The organism is Tepidibacillus infernus, from assembly GCF_048898065.1.
GTDB classification, from domain to species: Bacteria; Bacillota; Bacilli; order Tepidibacillales; family Tepidibacillaceae; genus Tepidibacillus_B; species Tepidibacillus_B infernus.
On sequence record NZ_JBLWFI010000001.1, the window covers coordinates 415,100 to 431,209 of the forward strand.

Annotated in this window: 17 protein-coding genes; 16 read left to right on the forward strand and 1 reads right to left on the reverse strand. The window is 36.4% G+C overall.

What is annotated here, in order from left to right; genetic code table 11:
* Positions 1 to 36 precede the first annotated feature (36 nt).
* The 16 genes from TEPIDINF_RS02045 to TEPIDINF_RS02120 all read left to right on the forward strand — a co-directional run bounded on the left by TEPIDINF_RS02045 (position 37) and on the right by TEPIDINF_RS02120 (position 14,122).
* Positions 37 to 549 (forward strand): PRC-barrel domain-containing protein, encoded by a 513-nt coding sequence (locus TEPIDINF_RS02045; protein WP_068723232.1) that lies wholly within the window; start codon positions 37 to 39, stop codon positions 547 to 549.
* A gap of 14 nt (positions 550 to 563) precedes the next feature.
* Positions 564 to 761, forward strand: a complete 198-nt coding sequence (locus TEPIDINF_RS02050) for a hypothetical protein (protein WP_068723234.1) — start codon at positions 564 to 566, stop codon at positions 759 to 761.
* Between the two features lie 14 nt (positions 762 to 775).
* The gene (locus tag TEPIDINF_RS02055) at positions 776 to 970 is read left to right on the forward strand and encodes a hypothetical protein (protein ID WP_068723236.1); all 195 of its coding nucleotides are present in this window, start codon (positions 776 to 778) and stop codon (positions 968 to 970) included.
* A gap of 259 nt (positions 971 to 1,229) precedes the next feature.
* Positions 1,230 to 2,312: an AI-2E family transporter gene (locus TEPIDINF_RS02060; RefSeq protein ID WP_235589056.1), complete on the forward strand. Its 1,083-nt coding sequence runs from the start codon at positions 1,230 to 1,232 to the stop codon at positions 2,310 to 2,312.
* A gap of 327 nt (positions 2,313 to 2,639) precedes the next feature.
* The gene (locus TEPIDINF_RS02065) at positions 2,640 to 3,485 is read left to right on the forward strand and encodes a YitT family protein (RefSeq protein ID WP_068723238.1); all 846 of its coding nucleotides are present in this window, start codon (positions 2,640 to 2,642) and stop codon (positions 3,483 to 3,485) included.
* Positions 3,486 to 3,524: 39 nt separating this feature from the next.
* Complete coding sequence (alaS, locus tag TEPIDINF_RS02070) at positions 3,525 to 6,173, forward strand: alanine--tRNA ligase (RefSeq protein WP_421691265.1); 2,649 nt, start codon at positions 3,525 to 3,527, stop codon at positions 6,171 to 6,173.
* 44 nt (positions 6,174 to 6,217) lie between these two features.
* A complete protein-coding gene (locus TEPIDINF_RS02075; RefSeq protein WP_069800306.1) occupies positions 6,218 to 6,481 on the forward strand; it encodes an IreB family regulatory phosphoprotein in 264 nt (87 codons plus the stop codon).
* 60 nt (positions 6,482 to 6,541) lie between these two features.
* The gene (gene ruvX, locus TEPIDINF_RS02080) at positions 6,542 to 6,952 is read left to right on the forward strand and encodes a Holliday junction resolvase RuvX (protein WP_421691266.1); all 411 of its coding nucleotides are present in this window, start codon (positions 6,542 to 6,544) and stop codon (positions 6,950 to 6,952) included.
* A 2-nt stretch (positions 6,953 to 6,954) separates the two neighbouring features.
* Positions 6,955 to 7,236 (forward strand): DUF1292 domain-containing protein, encoded by a 282-nt coding sequence (locus TEPIDINF_RS02085; protein ID WP_421691267.1) that lies wholly within the window; start codon positions 6,955 to 6,957, stop codon positions 7,234 to 7,236.
* Between the two features lie 14 nt (positions 7,237 to 7,250).
* Positions 7,251 to 7,544 carry a DUF1292 domain-containing protein gene (locus TEPIDINF_RS02090; RefSeq protein WP_068723245.1) on the forward strand — a complete coding sequence of 98 codons (294 nt, stop codon included), beginning with the start codon at positions 7,251 to 7,253 and terminating at the stop codon, positions 7,542 to 7,544.
* 112 nt (positions 7,545 to 7,656) lie between these two features.
* Positions 7,657 to 8,685 carry an endolytic transglycosylase MltG gene (gene mltG / locus TEPIDINF_RS02095; RefSeq protein ID WP_235589057.1) on the forward strand — a complete coding sequence of 343 codons (1,029 nt, stop codon included), beginning with the start codon at positions 7,657 to 7,659 and terminating at the stop codon, positions 8,683 to 8,685.
* An 83-nt stretch (positions 8,686 to 8,768) separates the two neighbouring features.
* Complete coding sequence (locus TEPIDINF_RS02100; RefSeq protein WP_068723247.1) at positions 8,769 to 9,404, forward strand: O-methyltransferase; 636 nt, start codon at positions 8,769 to 8,771, stop codon at positions 9,402 to 9,404.
* Positions 9,405 to 9,418: 14 nt separating this feature from the next.
* Positions 9,419 to 10,333, forward strand: coding sequence for a peptidase U32 family protein (locus tag TEPIDINF_RS02105; protein ID WP_421692129.1), 915 nt, complete (start codon positions 9,419 to 9,421; stop codon positions 10,331 to 10,333).
* A 28-nt stretch (positions 10,334 to 10,361) separates the two neighbouring features.
* Positions 10,362 to 11,627 carry a peptidase U32 family protein gene (locus TEPIDINF_RS02110; RefSeq protein WP_421691268.1) on the forward strand — a complete coding sequence of 422 codons (1,266 nt, stop codon included), beginning with the start codon at positions 10,362 to 10,364 and terminating at the stop codon, positions 11,625 to 11,627.
* Positions 11,628 to 11,630: 3 nt separating this feature from the next.
* Complete coding sequence (gene udk, locus TEPIDINF_RS02115) at positions 11,631 to 12,269, forward strand: uridine kinase (RefSeq protein WP_068723250.1); 639 nt, start codon at positions 11,631 to 11,633, stop codon at positions 12,267 to 12,269.
* A gap of 77 nt (positions 12,270 to 12,346) precedes the next feature.
* Positions 12,347 to 14,122 carry a peptidoglycan D,D-transpeptidase FtsI family protein gene (locus TEPIDINF_RS02120; RefSeq protein WP_421691269.1) on the forward strand — a complete coding sequence of 592 codons (1,776 nt, stop codon included), beginning with the start codon at positions 12,347 to 12,349 and terminating at the stop codon, positions 14,120 to 14,122.
* 118 nt (positions 14,123 to 14,240) lie between these two features.
* Here the strand turns inward: TEPIDINF_RS02120 and TEPIDINF_RS02125 are convergent, their stop codons facing one another.
* Positions 14,241 to 15,998: an SLC13 family permease gene (locus TEPIDINF_RS02125; RefSeq protein ID WP_421691270.1), complete on the reverse strand. Its 1,758-nt coding sequence runs from the start codon at positions 15,996 to 15,998 to the stop codon at positions 14,241 to 14,243.
* Positions 15,999 to 16,110: the final 112 nt, after the last annotated feature.

Here is a 16,110-nt window from a genome sequence, read left to right on the forward strand (position 1 = left end):
TAACTATATCCCTTATATAAGGGAGGGAAGGTTAATTTGCGGAAAACAGAAGATGTTATAGGTCTACCTGTTATTGATCTTAGTTCTGGTAAAAAAATTGGCGTTACAAAAGACGTGTATTTTGATGAAAATGGAGAACTTAAAGGAATTGCAGTTGAGTCCGATGGCCTATTTGGAAAAAGGCAATATTTAGCGTTTGAACATATTGGTGCCATTGGGGATGATGCAATTACGGTAGGCACAAAACGCTTTCTAACTTCCTTAGATCTGATTGAACAGTACTTCGGGATCTATTCTGGGAAAAAACGTTATAAAGGATTACCTGTTTTTACGACGAATGGTCATGAATTAGGACAAATTCAAGATGTTTATTTTATGGAAGAAATGGGGAAAATATTAGGGTATGAATTATCTGATGGATTCCTTACCGATGTAACAGAGGGTCGAAAAGTTATTCAATACCCAAAAAGAATGGTGCTTGGAGAAGATGCAATGATTGTACCCCAAGATGAAGTTCAAGACGTTATTATGGATGAGGAATCAATTTAAGGGGGAAGTTTATTTTGTTAACCTGTCCTAATTGCCATCGCCGTAATATAGGGAAGATCGCAAATAACCAGTATTATTGCTGGGATTGTTTTATTGAATTAGCTGTTGAAGGAGACCGTCTTACCACCTATCAGGTAGAAGAGGATGGCAGCCTAAGTTCTCTAGATGATTTATTCACGGAAGATGAGTTAAGAATCCAAGAATCACTCTAAAGGAGGTTGAATCTATGGGTCGCTTAGCACAAATCATGATTATAGGTGGACTCGTTGCGGCAGTAACAAGGATGATGCGGCGTTCATCTAAAACAGAGCGTATGATGAATCAAGCAATGAATATGATGATTAATATGATGGGTAGACTAGGTTTATTCCGTTTGATTGGCACATCGAGAATGTTTCGCAGAATGGTTAGAACCAGATAAAGTGGTGATATTAGAACGAAGTTTGCATAGCAAACTTCGTTCTTTTATCTAAAGAAAGTTCTACTTTCATCCGCTATTTATTGGGGTTTGTATATTCCATAAGCAGCGACCTTCAGAAGTGCCCTTCTCTCCATAATCTTTATTCATAGAAGGGCACGGATGACGGAGTGTGATGGAATATACAAACCTTTTTTTATGCGTAAAAACAGATAAAACAACATATACTTGTCTATAGGAAGGGACAGAAAGGGGGAAAAGAATGGACAAACAAATGGAAAATTGGCCTCACAAAAAATTATTCTTTTTTCTCACACTAACGATACTTTTCCTTTTAGCTATTCTTTTACTTGTAAAGCTAAGTCCTGTAATTGCTGCAATTTTCTTTTTCTTAAGTCATCTTTTATTGCCCTTTTTTATTTCAGTCATCATCTCTTATTTATTACATCCAATCGTTACCAAATTACATCAAAGAGGTGTACCAAGATCGATTGCAGTATTATTGATCTATATTGTGTTTTTTGGGTCTTTGGCCATCATTCTTTTTCATGCCTTTCCTTTGATGATTACACAAATGAAAGAACTGAGTGAGTATCTTCCTAACATGGTTAGCAAGCTGGAAGGTTGGCTTGAAAATATTAGACATAATCATGAGTATCCAATTCCCGATTCATTTCAAGATGGAATCGATTCAACACTTGAAAATCTTGAAAAGAAAATCTCGACAGGTTTTACCAATGTTACGGATTGGATAAGTAATACAATAGGCGTTCTTTTTACGATTTTTTTGGTACCGTTTGTTACTTTCTATATCTTAAAAGATTTTAAGTTGATTGAAAAAACGGTAATTACTTTTGTACCCAAAAAACGAAGAAAAGAAATGATTCGTTTAGTTAAAGATATTGATGAGGCATTAGGAAATTATATTCGAGGTCAATTATTAGTGGCTTCAATTGTAGGGATTATGGCTTATATTGGTTATATGATCATTGGCTTACCCTATTCCCTATTCCTTGCTTTTATTGTGGCGATCACCGATATTATCCCTTACCTTGGACCTTTTTTGGGTGCTGCTCCAGCGATTATAGTGGGATTAAGTATCTCTTGGAAAATGGGATTGACCGTCTTAGCAGTCAATCTGATGGTTCAGGCCCTTGAAAGTAATGTATTTGCTCCACAAATAGTTGGAAAATCTTTACATATTCATCCACTCTTTATTATTCTTTCCTTATTAGTGGGAGGAGAAATAGGAGGGATTGCAGGACTGATTTTAGCTGTTCCTATTTTTGCAATATTGAAGGTGATTTTTCAACATATTGGGCTATACTATTCTTCAAGACATTAGTTGACTTTCTTCTTAACGGTCGATATAATATTGCCAAAATGAAAAGTTTTGATATCGATGACGGATCCAGTAAATCATAGACCATCTGTAAGAGAGAAGGTTCCTTAGGCTGAAAGAACTTTTAGATGAAGTATGATTGAAAGCTAATCCTGAGATGAACTTCGGGTCATCCCGTTATTGATGGAAAGAGCGACTTATGGTTAAACGATTTTAACGTTTTGCCTAAGTAAGCAGGGTGGTACCGCGTAAGTGAAGACAACACTTTCGTCCCTGATTGGGATGAGGTGTTTTTTTTATGGAAAGAAGTGGAGGCGAACAAGAAGGACGATGCAAGAGAAGAAACATTGGTGGAAAATGATCATTGAAGTGGCTGGGGTGTTGATGGGAACAGCGATTCTGGCGTTTAGCATTAATTCATTAATCGTACCTTCCCATTTAATCTCTGGTGGTGTCACTGGGATTGCAATTTTACTTTACCATTTATTTGGGTGGTCTGTAGGCATTCAAAACGTAGTTTATAATATTCCATTACTGATATTGGGATATAAATTTTTAGGAAAAAAATTTGTTGGGTATACCGCACTTAGTGTTGCCTCTTTAGCTTTTTTCCTGCGTGTGATCCCTGTTCATTATATCTGGACTGATAATATTCTACTCTCTGCTATTTTTGGGGGAATTATTTCCGGAATTGGGATTTCGATCGTTTTAAGACTAGGTGGTTCTACAGGCGGAATCGATATTGTATCTAGGGTAGTTGCAAAATATTTTGCTTTGAATATTGGCCGGATCACATTAGTGATTAATTCACTTATTGTGCTGGCGTCTGGTTACTTTTTTGACCCCCAAATTGCAATGTATACATTGATCTCTATCTATGCAACCTCTAGGACTTATGATGTGTTATTAAACCATGTAGGAAGAATTACTGTTATGATTGTAACCAGTAAAGGGGAACAAGTAGCAGAGGCGATTACAAAGACGATGAAAAGAGGGGTTACTTTTTGGAACGCTAATGGTGCGTATACCCATTCAGATAAACAAGTTCTATTTTGTGTCATCGTTAATGTCCAATGGTCTACTTTAAAAAAGACCATTTTATCTGAAGATGAAAAAGCTTTTATCAGTGTTATTCCAACGCAAAAAATCGTAGGTAATTTTAATCAAGTCTGGTAAACATCAATTATTCACAATATAAAAATGGAGGACTGTTTTATGAAAAAAATGAGTTCACATGAAATTAGACAAAGATTCTTAGATTTTTTTATCTCTAAAGGACATAAGATTGAACCAAGTGCTTCACTTATCCCTTATGATGATCCAAGTTTATTATGGATCAATAGTGGGGTTGCAACGTTAAAACCATACTTTGATGGTCGTAAAACCCCAGAGAATCCAAGAATCACGAATTCACAGAAATCAATCCGTACCAATGATATTGAGAATGTGGGTAAAACGGCTAGACACCATACTTTTTTTGAAATGTTAGGTAATTTTTCGATTGGTGATTATTTTAAAAAGGAAGCCATTCATTGGGCATGGGAGTTTTTGACAGATGAAAAATGGATGGGATTTGACCCAAACAAACTCTCTGTAACCATTCACCCTGAAGATGATGAGGCTTACCAAATCTGGCATCATGAGATAGGTATTCCTGATGAACGTATTGTTCGTCTTGAAGATAATTTCTGGGATATTGGAGAAGGACCTAGTGGACCAAACACGGAAATTTTCTATGACCGTGGTGAGCATTACTGTGATTCATCTGATCCAGAATGCTATCCAGGAGGGGAAAATGAACGTTTTCTGGAGATTTGGAACCTAGTATTTTCTCAATTTAACCATAATCCTGATGGCAGTTATACCCCATTACCAAGAAAAAACATTGATACTGGAATGGGGTTAGAAAGAATGGCTTCTGTGGTGCAAGAGGTAGAAACAAACTTTGATACAGATCTATTTCTTCCCATTATTGAAACAGTTGCAAATCTTGCAGGGGTAACTTACCATAAAGATCGCGAAACAGATGTAGCCCTTAAAGTGATTGCTGATCATATTCGTACGATCGTTTTTGCTATCGGAGATGGTGCTTTGCCATCTAATGAAGGTAGGGGCTACATTATTCGAAGACTTCTTAGGAGAGCAGTTCGATACGGGAAAACCATTGGAATTGAAAAGCCATTCTTATATTCCATTACTTCACTTGTTGGAGAAATCATGAAACACTATTATCCTGAAGTCTTAGATAAGAAAGAATTTATTGAAAAAGTGATCCGAACCGAGGAAGAGCGTTTCCATGAAACATTGACTGAAGGACTAAGTATATTAGAACAAATGGTTAAAGAAGCCAAAGAACAAGGACGTAAGGTGATTAGTGGAGAAGAAGCATTTAAACTATATGATACTTACGGTTTTCCACTAGACTTAACAGAAGATTTTGCAGCAGAGCATCAATTAAGTGTGGATCAACAAGGCTTTGAAGTACAAATGGAGCAACAACGTGAACGGGCAAGAGCTGCTAGGCAGGACATTGATAGTATGCGTGTTCAAGGTGGGGTTTTAGCAGATATTAAGGATAAGAGTGAGTTTGTTGGTTATAATGAATGGGTAGTGAATGATACAATAATAAGTCATCTGCTTGTCCAAGATCAACTTGTGGATTTTGTAACGGAAAACCAAAAAGCACAAGTGTTACTTACAAAAACTCCTTTTTATGCAGAAAGCGGTGGTCAGATTGCTGATCAAGGTCTGATCAAAGGTAAAAATGGGGAATTGATGAAAGTACTCGATGTAATAAAAGCTCCAAATGGCCAGCACCTTCATCATGTGGAAGTTGTCAAAGGCTCATTTAAAACAGGTGATCAAGTTTTAGCAGAAATTGATCGCGAAGCTAGAAGGAGTATCGTAAAAAACCATACAGCAACTCATTTATTACACCAAGCATTGAAAGATATCCTTGGTGGACATGTGAATCAGGCTGGATCTTTGGTTGCAGCAGATCGTTTGCGTTTTGACTTTTCCCATTTTGGAGCTATTTCTGAGAAAGAATTAGCTGAAGTAGAACAAAAGGTTAATCAACAAATCTGGGCTAACCAAGGTGTAAATGTGATGATTAAACCTATCCAAGAGGCTAAAGAAATGGGGGCTATGGCATTATTTGGTGAAAAATACGGCGAAGTTGTACGTGTTGTCCAAGTAGGGGATTATAGTCTGGAATTATGTGGTGGCTGCCATGTAAACAATTCTGCAGAAATCGGCTTATTTAAAATTATTTCTGAAAGTAGTATTGGGGCAGGCATTAGACGTATTGAAGCAGTGACAGGTAAATACGCATATGAATATTTAAATGGGCAATTAGCCACTTTAAAATCATTAGCAAAAGAGTTAAAATCAACTCTATCTGATGTACCACAAAAAGTAGAAGGGTTACAGCTTACAATTAAAGAACTTCAGAAGGAAAATGAATCTTTAAAAGCAAAACTAAGTCATATTGAAGCCAAAAACCTAGCAGACCGGTTAGAAAACATCGATGGTATTCAATTATTACGGGTCAATGTATGGCCAATGGATATGAAGAGCTTGCGAAATCTCCTTGATGATTTAAGAACAAAAATAGTTTCAGGTATTTTGGTTCTTGCTTCTGTCCAAGATGATAAGGTAAACCTTGTTGGTTCTATAAGTGATGACTTGGTGAAAAAAGGCTTCCATGCAGGTCAATTGATTAAAGAACTAGCAAGTATAGTAGGTGGCGGCGGCGGTGGCCGACCTGACATGGCGCAAGCAGGTGGAAAAGATCCAGAAAAATTACAAGAAGCATTGAATTACGTGACTGAATATATAAAATCGGTTACAATAAAATTATAATAGAAACAGAGATCTATTTTGTAAAATCGAAAGAGGTGTTGTTGATGAACTCGATGGATCATACCATGAAATTTAATGTTAGATCGGATGATGTGGAGATTGAGGCTAGAGAAGTCTTATTTCTCGTTCATGAATCATTGAAAGAAAAAGGGTACAATCCAATTAATCAAATCGTTGGGTACCTATTATCTGGTGACCCTGCCTACATTCCTAGACATAATAATGCAAGGAATCTCATCAGAAAAGTGGAACGGGATGAACTCATCGAGGAATTAGTAAAATCGTACCTAAAGCAACACCATGAATAAGCATATGGGGGATCATGTCCCCCTTTTAAATTTGATCATTTCTAACATTAGAGGTAAAATATGAGAATCATGGGTTTAGATGTTGGGGAAAAAACGATAGGTATTGCTATGAGCGATGAATTAGGTTGGACTGCCCAAGGGGTCGAGGTTCTTCGCCGAACAAGTTTGGAACGAGATATCACCCGTTTGCAACAAATCATTAACGAATATCAAGTAGAGGAAATTGTGGTAGGACTTCCTAAGAATATGAATGGCAGTTTAGGGCCAAGGGCAGAAATGATTAAAGAATTTGCAGAGATTTTACAACAAACTTTTCAATTACCGATTCGTTTTTGGGATGAACGTCTAACGACTGTATCAGCGGAAAGAACTTTAATTGAAGCAGATGTAAGTCGAAAAAAGAGAAAACAAGTGATTGACAAAATGGCAGCTATGCTTATATTACAAGGCTATTTAGATCTTAAGAGGTGAAAATGATGAACAAAGAAGTGGATGATAGAGAGTTTATTTTTATTCCTGATGAGAATGGAAATGAGGAAAAATTCGAGATCCTTTATCAATTTGATGTCGAGGATAAACACTATATCCTAGTCGTTCCTACTGATATCCCAGATGATGAAGAAGAAGCAGAGGTTTATGCTTTTCGCTATGAAGAAAATGGAGAAGATATGACATTGTTTACGATACAGGATGAAGAAGAGTGGGATCTTGTTGAAGAGGTATTTAACACTCTTGACCATGAATTTAATGTATAGCGGAGGCGTATAAGATGAAAAGTGGAAAAGCAAAGGAAGTACATCTATTAAAAGAACAACTTGGTTCTGAAATAACTCTTTATGACGAAAACGACCAAGAACATGTTTTTCAATTACTTTTAGAATTGATCGTGGATAATACTCATTATGCTTTCTTTCAATCCCCAGATGATGAAAAAGGGGATATCGAAGTGCTAAAGGTCGTTAAAGATGAAAATGGTAAGCTTGAACTAGAATATATTGAAGATGATGATGAGTGGGAAGAAGCTGCTGAATTATTTGATGAGTTAACTTTTCACGAAGATTAAAGAAATGAGAGAGGGATATTTTTCCTCTCTCATTGTTTTTTTATCTTAATTATGCTAATTTTATAAGGTTAATAGATGTATGAACGATTGCAAAATGGAGGAGAAACCTGATATGAATAGAAAATGGGGCATTTCAATCGTTGGCTTCGTATTGGTAATTGGCATCTTTTTAATCGGTTACATCAATTCTCAATTACAGCCTGTTCAACCTAACGCTCAAGCTAATCAACGAGTGATCGAGATCCCAAAAGGAAGTCATCCTAACCAAATAGCCAAAATTCTTAAGGAAAATCAGTTAATTAAAAGTGAGTTCTTTTTTAGATGGTATGTAAGGTATACTGGGGAAGCCCCTGGGCTTAAGGCGGGAAAATATGAATTGTCTAATAATATGTCATTAAAGGAAATCGTACAAGCTCTTGTTGAAGGAAATGCTATTCTAGATATTGTTCGTTTCACTGTTCCTGAAGGCTATACCGTTGAGCAGATCGCTGCTAATTTATCAGAACAAGGAATCATCAATAAGGAAAAATTTTTACAATTGGCAAAAATAGGATCTGTAGCAGATGATTTTTTTAAACAGATCCCAAGTAATCCAGATGTAAAATATAAATTAGAGGGATACTTATTTCCAAAAACCTACGAAGTAAAAAAAGGAGCCACAGAAGAAGAAATTATTAAAGTAATGTTGGAGCAATTTAAAAAAGAGTGGAAACCTGAATGGACAACAACGATAAAGAAAAGAAAAATGGATATGGGTCAAATTATCACACTTGCTTCAATTATCGAAAGGGAAGTCGTCGTAGATAAAGAGAGACCTATTGTTGCAGGGGTTCTATACAATCGTTTAAACGATCATTGGAATCTACAAGTTGATGCTACCATTCAATATATTTTAGGCAAACAAAAAGAACGTTTAACTTATAATGACCTGAAGATCGATAATCCATACAACACGTATATCTATCCTGGTTTACCTCCTGGACCAATTAGTAATCCAGGAATAAAATCGATTGAAGCAGCTGTTTCTCCAACCAATAATCCTTATTATTTTTATGTAACCAAAAAAGATAACACAGGTGAACATTATTTTTCCAAGACGTTTGCAGAACACCAAAAAAATGATGCGAGATCAAGAAAATAAAATAAATAAACTTATTCAAATTAACACTATCAATATGTTATTATATAGAACGTAGTGTGAAAAATTAGAGGTGAAAACATCCAATGAGTTTTATAAATGAGGAAGTGGAACAGTACCTGACTCAATTAATGCCGATTGAAGATCCACTCCTTTACAAGATACAACAAGAAGGATTAGCGCAAGAAATCCCGATTATTCAGGTTCCAAGCATCCGTTTAATTCAGCTTTTTCTGCAAATGATTAAACCTAAGACCATTATAGAAGTTGGGACGGCGATTGGTTTTTCTACGATTTGGTTAGCTCAAGCGGCGCCAGATGCAACCATTCACACGATTGAAAGAAAAGCGAGCATGGCGGCCAAGGCTCGAGAGCATTTTCGACAAATGAAGTTAGATAAACAGATTATCCTACATGAGGGAGAAGCCATACAAGTCATACCAACTTTGCCACAGGCAGATTTTATTTTTATCGATGCCGCAAAAGGGAAGTATAAGGAATTTTTCCATTTAACCTTTCCGTTATTAAAGGTGGGGGGAGTTTTTGTTTTTGATAATGTCCTTTTTAGAGGATATGTGGCTGATCCAACAATCGCTGAAACAAAACCAATGTTAAGAAAGATTCGCGACTTTAATGATTTTATTGCTACTTTTCCCAAACTATCCACATCGTTTATTCCCATTGGTGATGGATTGGCAGTATGTTATAAAACGGAGGAATAAATGAGATGCAAACGATCAAAAAACCAGAACTGTTAGTGACCGCAAAGGATCTTGATGAATTGCAACAGTTAATCCAAGCAGGAGCTGATGCTATTAATATAGGTGGAGAAGCCTATGGATTAAGACTTCCTGGGGATTTTTCTTTAGAGATGATCCAACAAGCGGTGGAGATCGCTCATAATCAAAATGTGAAGATCTATGTTTCAATGAACGCTCTTTTTCATAATCAGGCTCTTATAGGTCTAGAGGATTATATAATAAAACTTTCTGAAATAGAAGTAGATGCTATTGTTTTTGGTGATCCTGCTGTACTAATGACTGTAAAAGAGGTGGCACCTGACTTAGCCTTGCATTGGAATACGGAAACCACTTCTACCAGCTATGAAACGGCAAATTATTGGGCAAGCAAGGGGGCTACAAGAGCTATTTTAGCTAGAGAGCTTTCTTTACAAGAAGTGATTGCGATCAAACAACACGTCAATATGGAAGTCCAGGTGCAAATTCATGGGATGACCTGTATCTTCCATTCGAAACGAGAATTGGTATCAAGTTATTTGAATTATACAGGTTCTGAGAAAAAGAAAGATACTTCAAAGGAAAGTAATTTATTTTTAAGAGAGCATAAACGACCTGATGAGCAATATCCAGTGTTCGAGGATCTACATGGTACGCATATCATGAGCTGTGATGATATTTGTATGATTGAACATTTAGGTTTATTTATTGAAGGTGGAATCGATAGCTTAAAGATTGAAGGGCTCTTAAAGACAACCGATTATCTAGTTAAAGTAACGGCTCTTTATCGAAAGGCTATTGACGAATATGTAGAAAATAAGTCGACATCCGTATCGATTGAAGAGGTCGAAAAATTACAAACAGATCAAAGACCATTAACTACTGGATTTTATTTCAAAGAGCAGTATTATTAAAATGGTATAGAAAGAGGGGAAACAACAAATGAGTACGATCATGCAACCTCAAATTTCAATAAAAAAACCGGAGCTCCTTGCTCCAGCAGGTAATTTGGAAAAACTTGAATTTGCGGTTCGCTACGGCGCAGATGCTGTATATATTGGTGGACAACAATTTGGTTTAAGAGCAAAAGCCGGAAACTTTACCTTTGAGGATATGGAAAAAGGGGTTAACTTTGCTCATCAACGCGGTGCCAAAGTATTTGTTGCGACAAACATTATTGCTCATAATGATGATTTAAAGGGACTTGAGAGCTATTTAAAAACATTAGAAAATATTGGTATTGATGCGATAATCGTTGCTGACCCATCGATCATACAAACGGCAAAACAAATCGCACCAGGTTTAGAAATACATTTAAGTACTCAGGCTTCGACAACAAACTGGCAATCTGTAAAGTTTTGGAAGGAAGAAGGAATTGCCCGTGTCGTTTTGGCTCGTGAAGTTTCCTTAAAAGAAATTCGCGAAATTAAACAGCATGTAGATGTAGAAATTGAAGCATTTATACATGGTGCGATGTGTATTTCTTATTCGGGACGATGCGTATTGTCCAATCATATGACAAGCCGGGATGCTAACCGTGGGGGATGTGCCCAATCTTGTCGCTGGAAATATGATTTATTTGAAGATGGTATGATGGACAATGATTCGGTGGATAATAAACAGGAAATTCCATTATTTAATCCAGAAGATGATTCCTACACGATGAGTTCAAAAGACTTATGCATGATCGAATCGATTCCAGATATGATAGAAACTGGTGTAGATTCTCTTAAAATTGAAGGAAGAATGAAAAGTGTCCACTATGTAGCAACAGTGGTGAATGCTTATCGTCAAGCGATTGATGCTTATTTTGAAGATCCACAAAATTATTACTTTAATCCTGCTTGGTTGGACGAAATTGAAAAAGCAAGCCACAGGCCACTTACAAAAGCATTTTATTATACCACCCCAAATCAAGAGGATCAAATTTATGGGAATGAGCCTAAAATGCGAAAATACGATTTTGTTGGTTTGGTTTTAGACTATGACCAAACAACAGGCATAGCAACGATTCAACAAAGAAATAATTTTATGGTAGGTCAAGAAGTAGAGTTCTTTGGTTCGAATACCAAATTTATACAAAAAATTGAACAGATAGAAGATGAAGATGGCAATCTACTAGATGCAGCAAGACACCCACTTCAAATTGTGAAGGTAAAAGTAGATCAGCCCGTTTACCCTTATGATATGATGCGGAAGGAGAATTGATTTATGCAAAGACCCGTTGTAATCGGAGTGGCCGGTGGAACGGGATCAGGAAAGACGACTGTTGCCAGGCGCATTATCAAGAGTTTCCCTGATCAGAAAGTTCTTATGATTGAGCAAGATGCCTATTATAAAGACCAATCTCATTTATCGTTTGAAGAAAGGGTAAAAACCAATTACGATCACCCTTTTGCTTTTGACAATGATTTGTTTATTGAACACATTAACAGATTGCTCAATTATCAACCTATACAAAAACCGATATACGATTTCTCAATTCATAACCGAAAAGCTGAAACCAATCGAGTCCTACCTAAGGATGTGATAATCTTAGAAGGGATTCTGGTATTAGAGGATAAAAGACTAAGAGATTTAATGGATATTAAAATATTTGTTGATACAGATGCTGATGTAAGAATCATTAGAAGAATGGTTAGGGATATTCGTGAACGCGGAAGAACTATCGAATCCGTCATTGACCAATATCTATCTGTCGTCAGACCGATGCATTTACAATTTATTGAGCCGACAAAACGATATGCAGATATCATTATCCCCGAAGGGGGTAAAAATAAAGTTGCGATCGATCTTTTGGTAACCAAAATAAAAACGATTCTTCAAGAAAGAGAAGCCAAGCTCGTGTAGCTAATGGCTTCTTTTCGTTTATCCTCCTGAGAATCTGGCAAAAATGGTAATAATATTGCCAAAAGTGGAGGATCATTATGGCTTACCCCTCAAGAAATAAACGAAGAATGTTTCAAGTTCTCATTTTACTATCTATGTTATGGGTTGCATTACTAGGTAGATTATCTTGGATTCAAATCATTGCAACTCGAGATTTTTCATCACATCATATTGATTTGATCACAAACTCAATACGCCAAAGAAAACAAGAATTTATTTTGTCCAATGGGCGAGGGAACATTTATGATCGGAATCAACAATCTTTATTAGGACAAAAAGAAATCAGGACTGTGATTATTTTTCCTTTTATCAAGCAGGAGATCAATTCTGAAAATATCAAAACATTAGCGGACATCCTTAATCTCAATTTAACTTTTCTAACCAACAAAATGAGTGAAATGAAATCACCAAACTATTTGGATATTGATGGAAATCCAATTGAAATCACCTTTGAACAACAAAAGAAAATAGAGGCATTAAATATGCCTGGCATCTTAGCAACGACTTATACCTTTCAAGATGCTGAACAAGTCCTTGCAAAGCATGTCATTGGTTTCTTAGGTCAGGCTCCAAAAGAGATTTTAGAAAATGAAACGTATCAGGACTTTTTGAAACGAGGGATATTAAAAAAAGATAGTTTAATCGGTCGTTCCGGATTACAAAAGTCTTTTCAGGAGTTGTTGATGGGAGTGGGTGAATCAAAGATTGCCTATTTTGTAGACAATCAAAGAAAACCATTAAATGGACTAGCTTCAAAATACCAGATACCAGAAGATCCTTATTACCCTTTATCATTAATCACAACAATCGATAAAGAGGTTCAATCTTTCGCAGAAAAAGAATTAAGAAAATATGGGATTGAAGATGGAAGTGTTGTCGTGTTAGATGCGAAAAATGCCGACATATTAGCCATGGCAAGTGCACCAGATTTCCAATTAGACCGAGTGAACCCTATATCAACGGATTGGAACAACAAAGCTGTACAAGTCATTGAGCCAGGTTCCATTTTTAAAACCGTTGTAGCGATTGCTGGATTAGAAGAAGGTGTTGTTACACCGCAAGAGAAATTTGCTTATCAAGGCGAATATGATTTTTACCATTTCTCTGTTGACCAAGATTCAGAAGAAATGACTTTTTCTGATGGTTATGCCGATTCGATCAATTTCATTTTCGGAAAGGTAGCAGAATGGTTAGGCCCTGAAAAAATAGAGGAATATGCAGATAAGTTAGGATTGGTTGGGCAAGTTGGTTGGAGAGGTCGTTTTTTTAACAATGAATCCTTTCAACAAATCGATAATGAACAAAAGAATCGGGTATTTCATGAGAATACAAATAAAAAAGATCTTGGCTCCATATTAAGGACAGCTATTGGCCAACAGGATGTAAGAATCTCACCACTAGCTGCGGCTAATTTGGTAGTTACCGTTTTAAACGATGGGGAAGTATACCAGCCACGATTAGTAGAAAAAGTCGTATATAAAAATGGAGCAGATTATTATCAATTCTCTATTCATAAGAACGAAGAAAAAGTAGGAAGTCCAAGGACTTATGAGGAAATGAGAAAGATGATGGAAAAAGTCGTCGAGGAAGGGACAGGAAAAATTTTAAGACAAGCAAAATGGAAATTGGCAGGTAAATCAGGAACAGCAGAAACAGATAAAACCAAAAATAATCAATGGTTTATCGGTTATGGGCCTGTTGAAAGTCCCAAATACGCTGTCGCGGTAGCAGTAAAAAATGTTTCTACTTCAAAACCATTAGCCAAGCAAGTGTTTATGGGGATTATGGACGATCTAGCCGATTATGAGGATTAAAAATAAAAAGGGCCGTTTTTACGACCCAATTTTTATAGGGAAAGTATAACTTTCTTCCCCATTTTTTATTAATAGAAATACACGGACAATGGAGCGCGTTGGAATATACAAACCTATTCTATTTAGGTTGAAAAACTGCCCAATCAGGTAAAACATTCGGATCAAAATTCCATACGACTGGGATGTAATAATAGGCTAACAAGGTTATAAGAAGAACTCCAAAGATATTTAGCCAAAAACCAGCTTTTGCCATTTGGGGGATTGTAATATATCCTGTTCCAAAAACAATGGCATTTGGTGGAGTCGCCACTGGTAACATAAATGCAAAGCTTGCTGCTACGGCTGCAGTTATTAGGAAACCATATGGATGAGCATGCATTGCCATTGCTAAAGCGGCCATAACTGGCATCATCATGGTTGCTGTTGCGGTATTCGAGGTCATTTCTGTTAAGAAAATCACTAGGGTGGTCACCGCTAACATCAAAACAAGGGCTGGAACATTTTCTAGTGCTTGAAGTTTTAAAGCAATCCATTCAGCTAAACCTGTATCAGCCATCGCATCTGCTAGCGATAGTCCACCACCAAATAGAAGTAAAATCCCCCATGGTACCTTTTTAAAAGCATCAATACTTAATAAAAATTGGTTGTTTTTTAAACTGACAGGGATCATGAATAAAAGAATGGCAGCAAACATGGCTATCGTTGTATCGTTAATTTTATCAAACGTATGAATATCTATCGATTTAAACCAATCAATAGCAAACGTTCGAATGATCCAAAGAAAAGCTGTTAATGAGAAAATCACCAAGACTTGTTTTTCCTGCTTTGACATCCTTCCAAGTTTCCGAATTTCGTTATTAATGACTTCAATACCACCAGGTAGAGACTTAATTTGCGTTTTAAAGGCGATCTTCGTTAAATACCACCATGTAAAGAGCAAACTTACCACGGCAATGGGAACCCCAAATACCATCCACTGGCCAAAGGAAATTTGTTTATCATAAGTTTCATTAATAAAAGCGACTAGGACTGTATTAGGCGGTGTACCAATAATCGTTGCCACACCACCAATCGAAGCACTATAAGCAATCCCTAACATCAGTGCAGTGCCTAATGGGAATTTACCCTGTTCAGTGTTAATATTGATCTGCTTTTCTTTAAATAGATCTGCGATTTGATAAATAACCGCTAAACCAATGGGAAGCATCATCATCGATGTAGCTGTATTAGAAATCCACATCGATAGAAAACCAGTAGCTACCATAAATCCTAGAACTAATCCATCTAGATTTTTGCCAAACATTTTAATAACATGTAGAGCAATACGACGGTGTAAATTCCATTGTTCAATAGCAATTGCTAATAAGAATCCGCCTAAATAAAGATAAATGAGATCATTAGCATAAGGAGCAGTAGCAGCCTTGGAACTTACAGCACCTGTTGCCGGAAATAAAAGAATGGGTAATAACGAAGTCAGTGGAATGGGTACTGCTTCTGTAATCCACCAAGTTGCCATCCATAATGCAACGGCAGCTACAGACTGCCCTTCATTAGTAAGGTCTTCTAATGTAGGAAATAATAAAGTAAGTAAAAATAATAGTGGTCCTAAAAATAAACCAATCTTTTGTCTTGTAGAATATTTGTCCCGCTGGTCTTCAGGTTCTTGTTCAGAGTAGGAATGCTTTGAACTCGAAGAAGGATATTCTTGTGCTTCAGCAGTTTGCTCAGCAAAAAGAAATATCGAATGAACCTTACTTTCTTTTTGACTTTCTAAGATCATACCATCTGTTGCAAATAAAGGCTTTAAGCGAAGCAATTGTTTCATCTGGTCATGATATTGCCACATCAAACGCCAAATCTTCAAAAAAATACTCATTTTATGCTCCCCCATTTAATTTTTTAGTATTTGTATAATTATATTATAATACAAAATATTCTTATTTTTATAGATTTTTCAGAAAAAAACAATATTGTGAAGTATAAAAGTT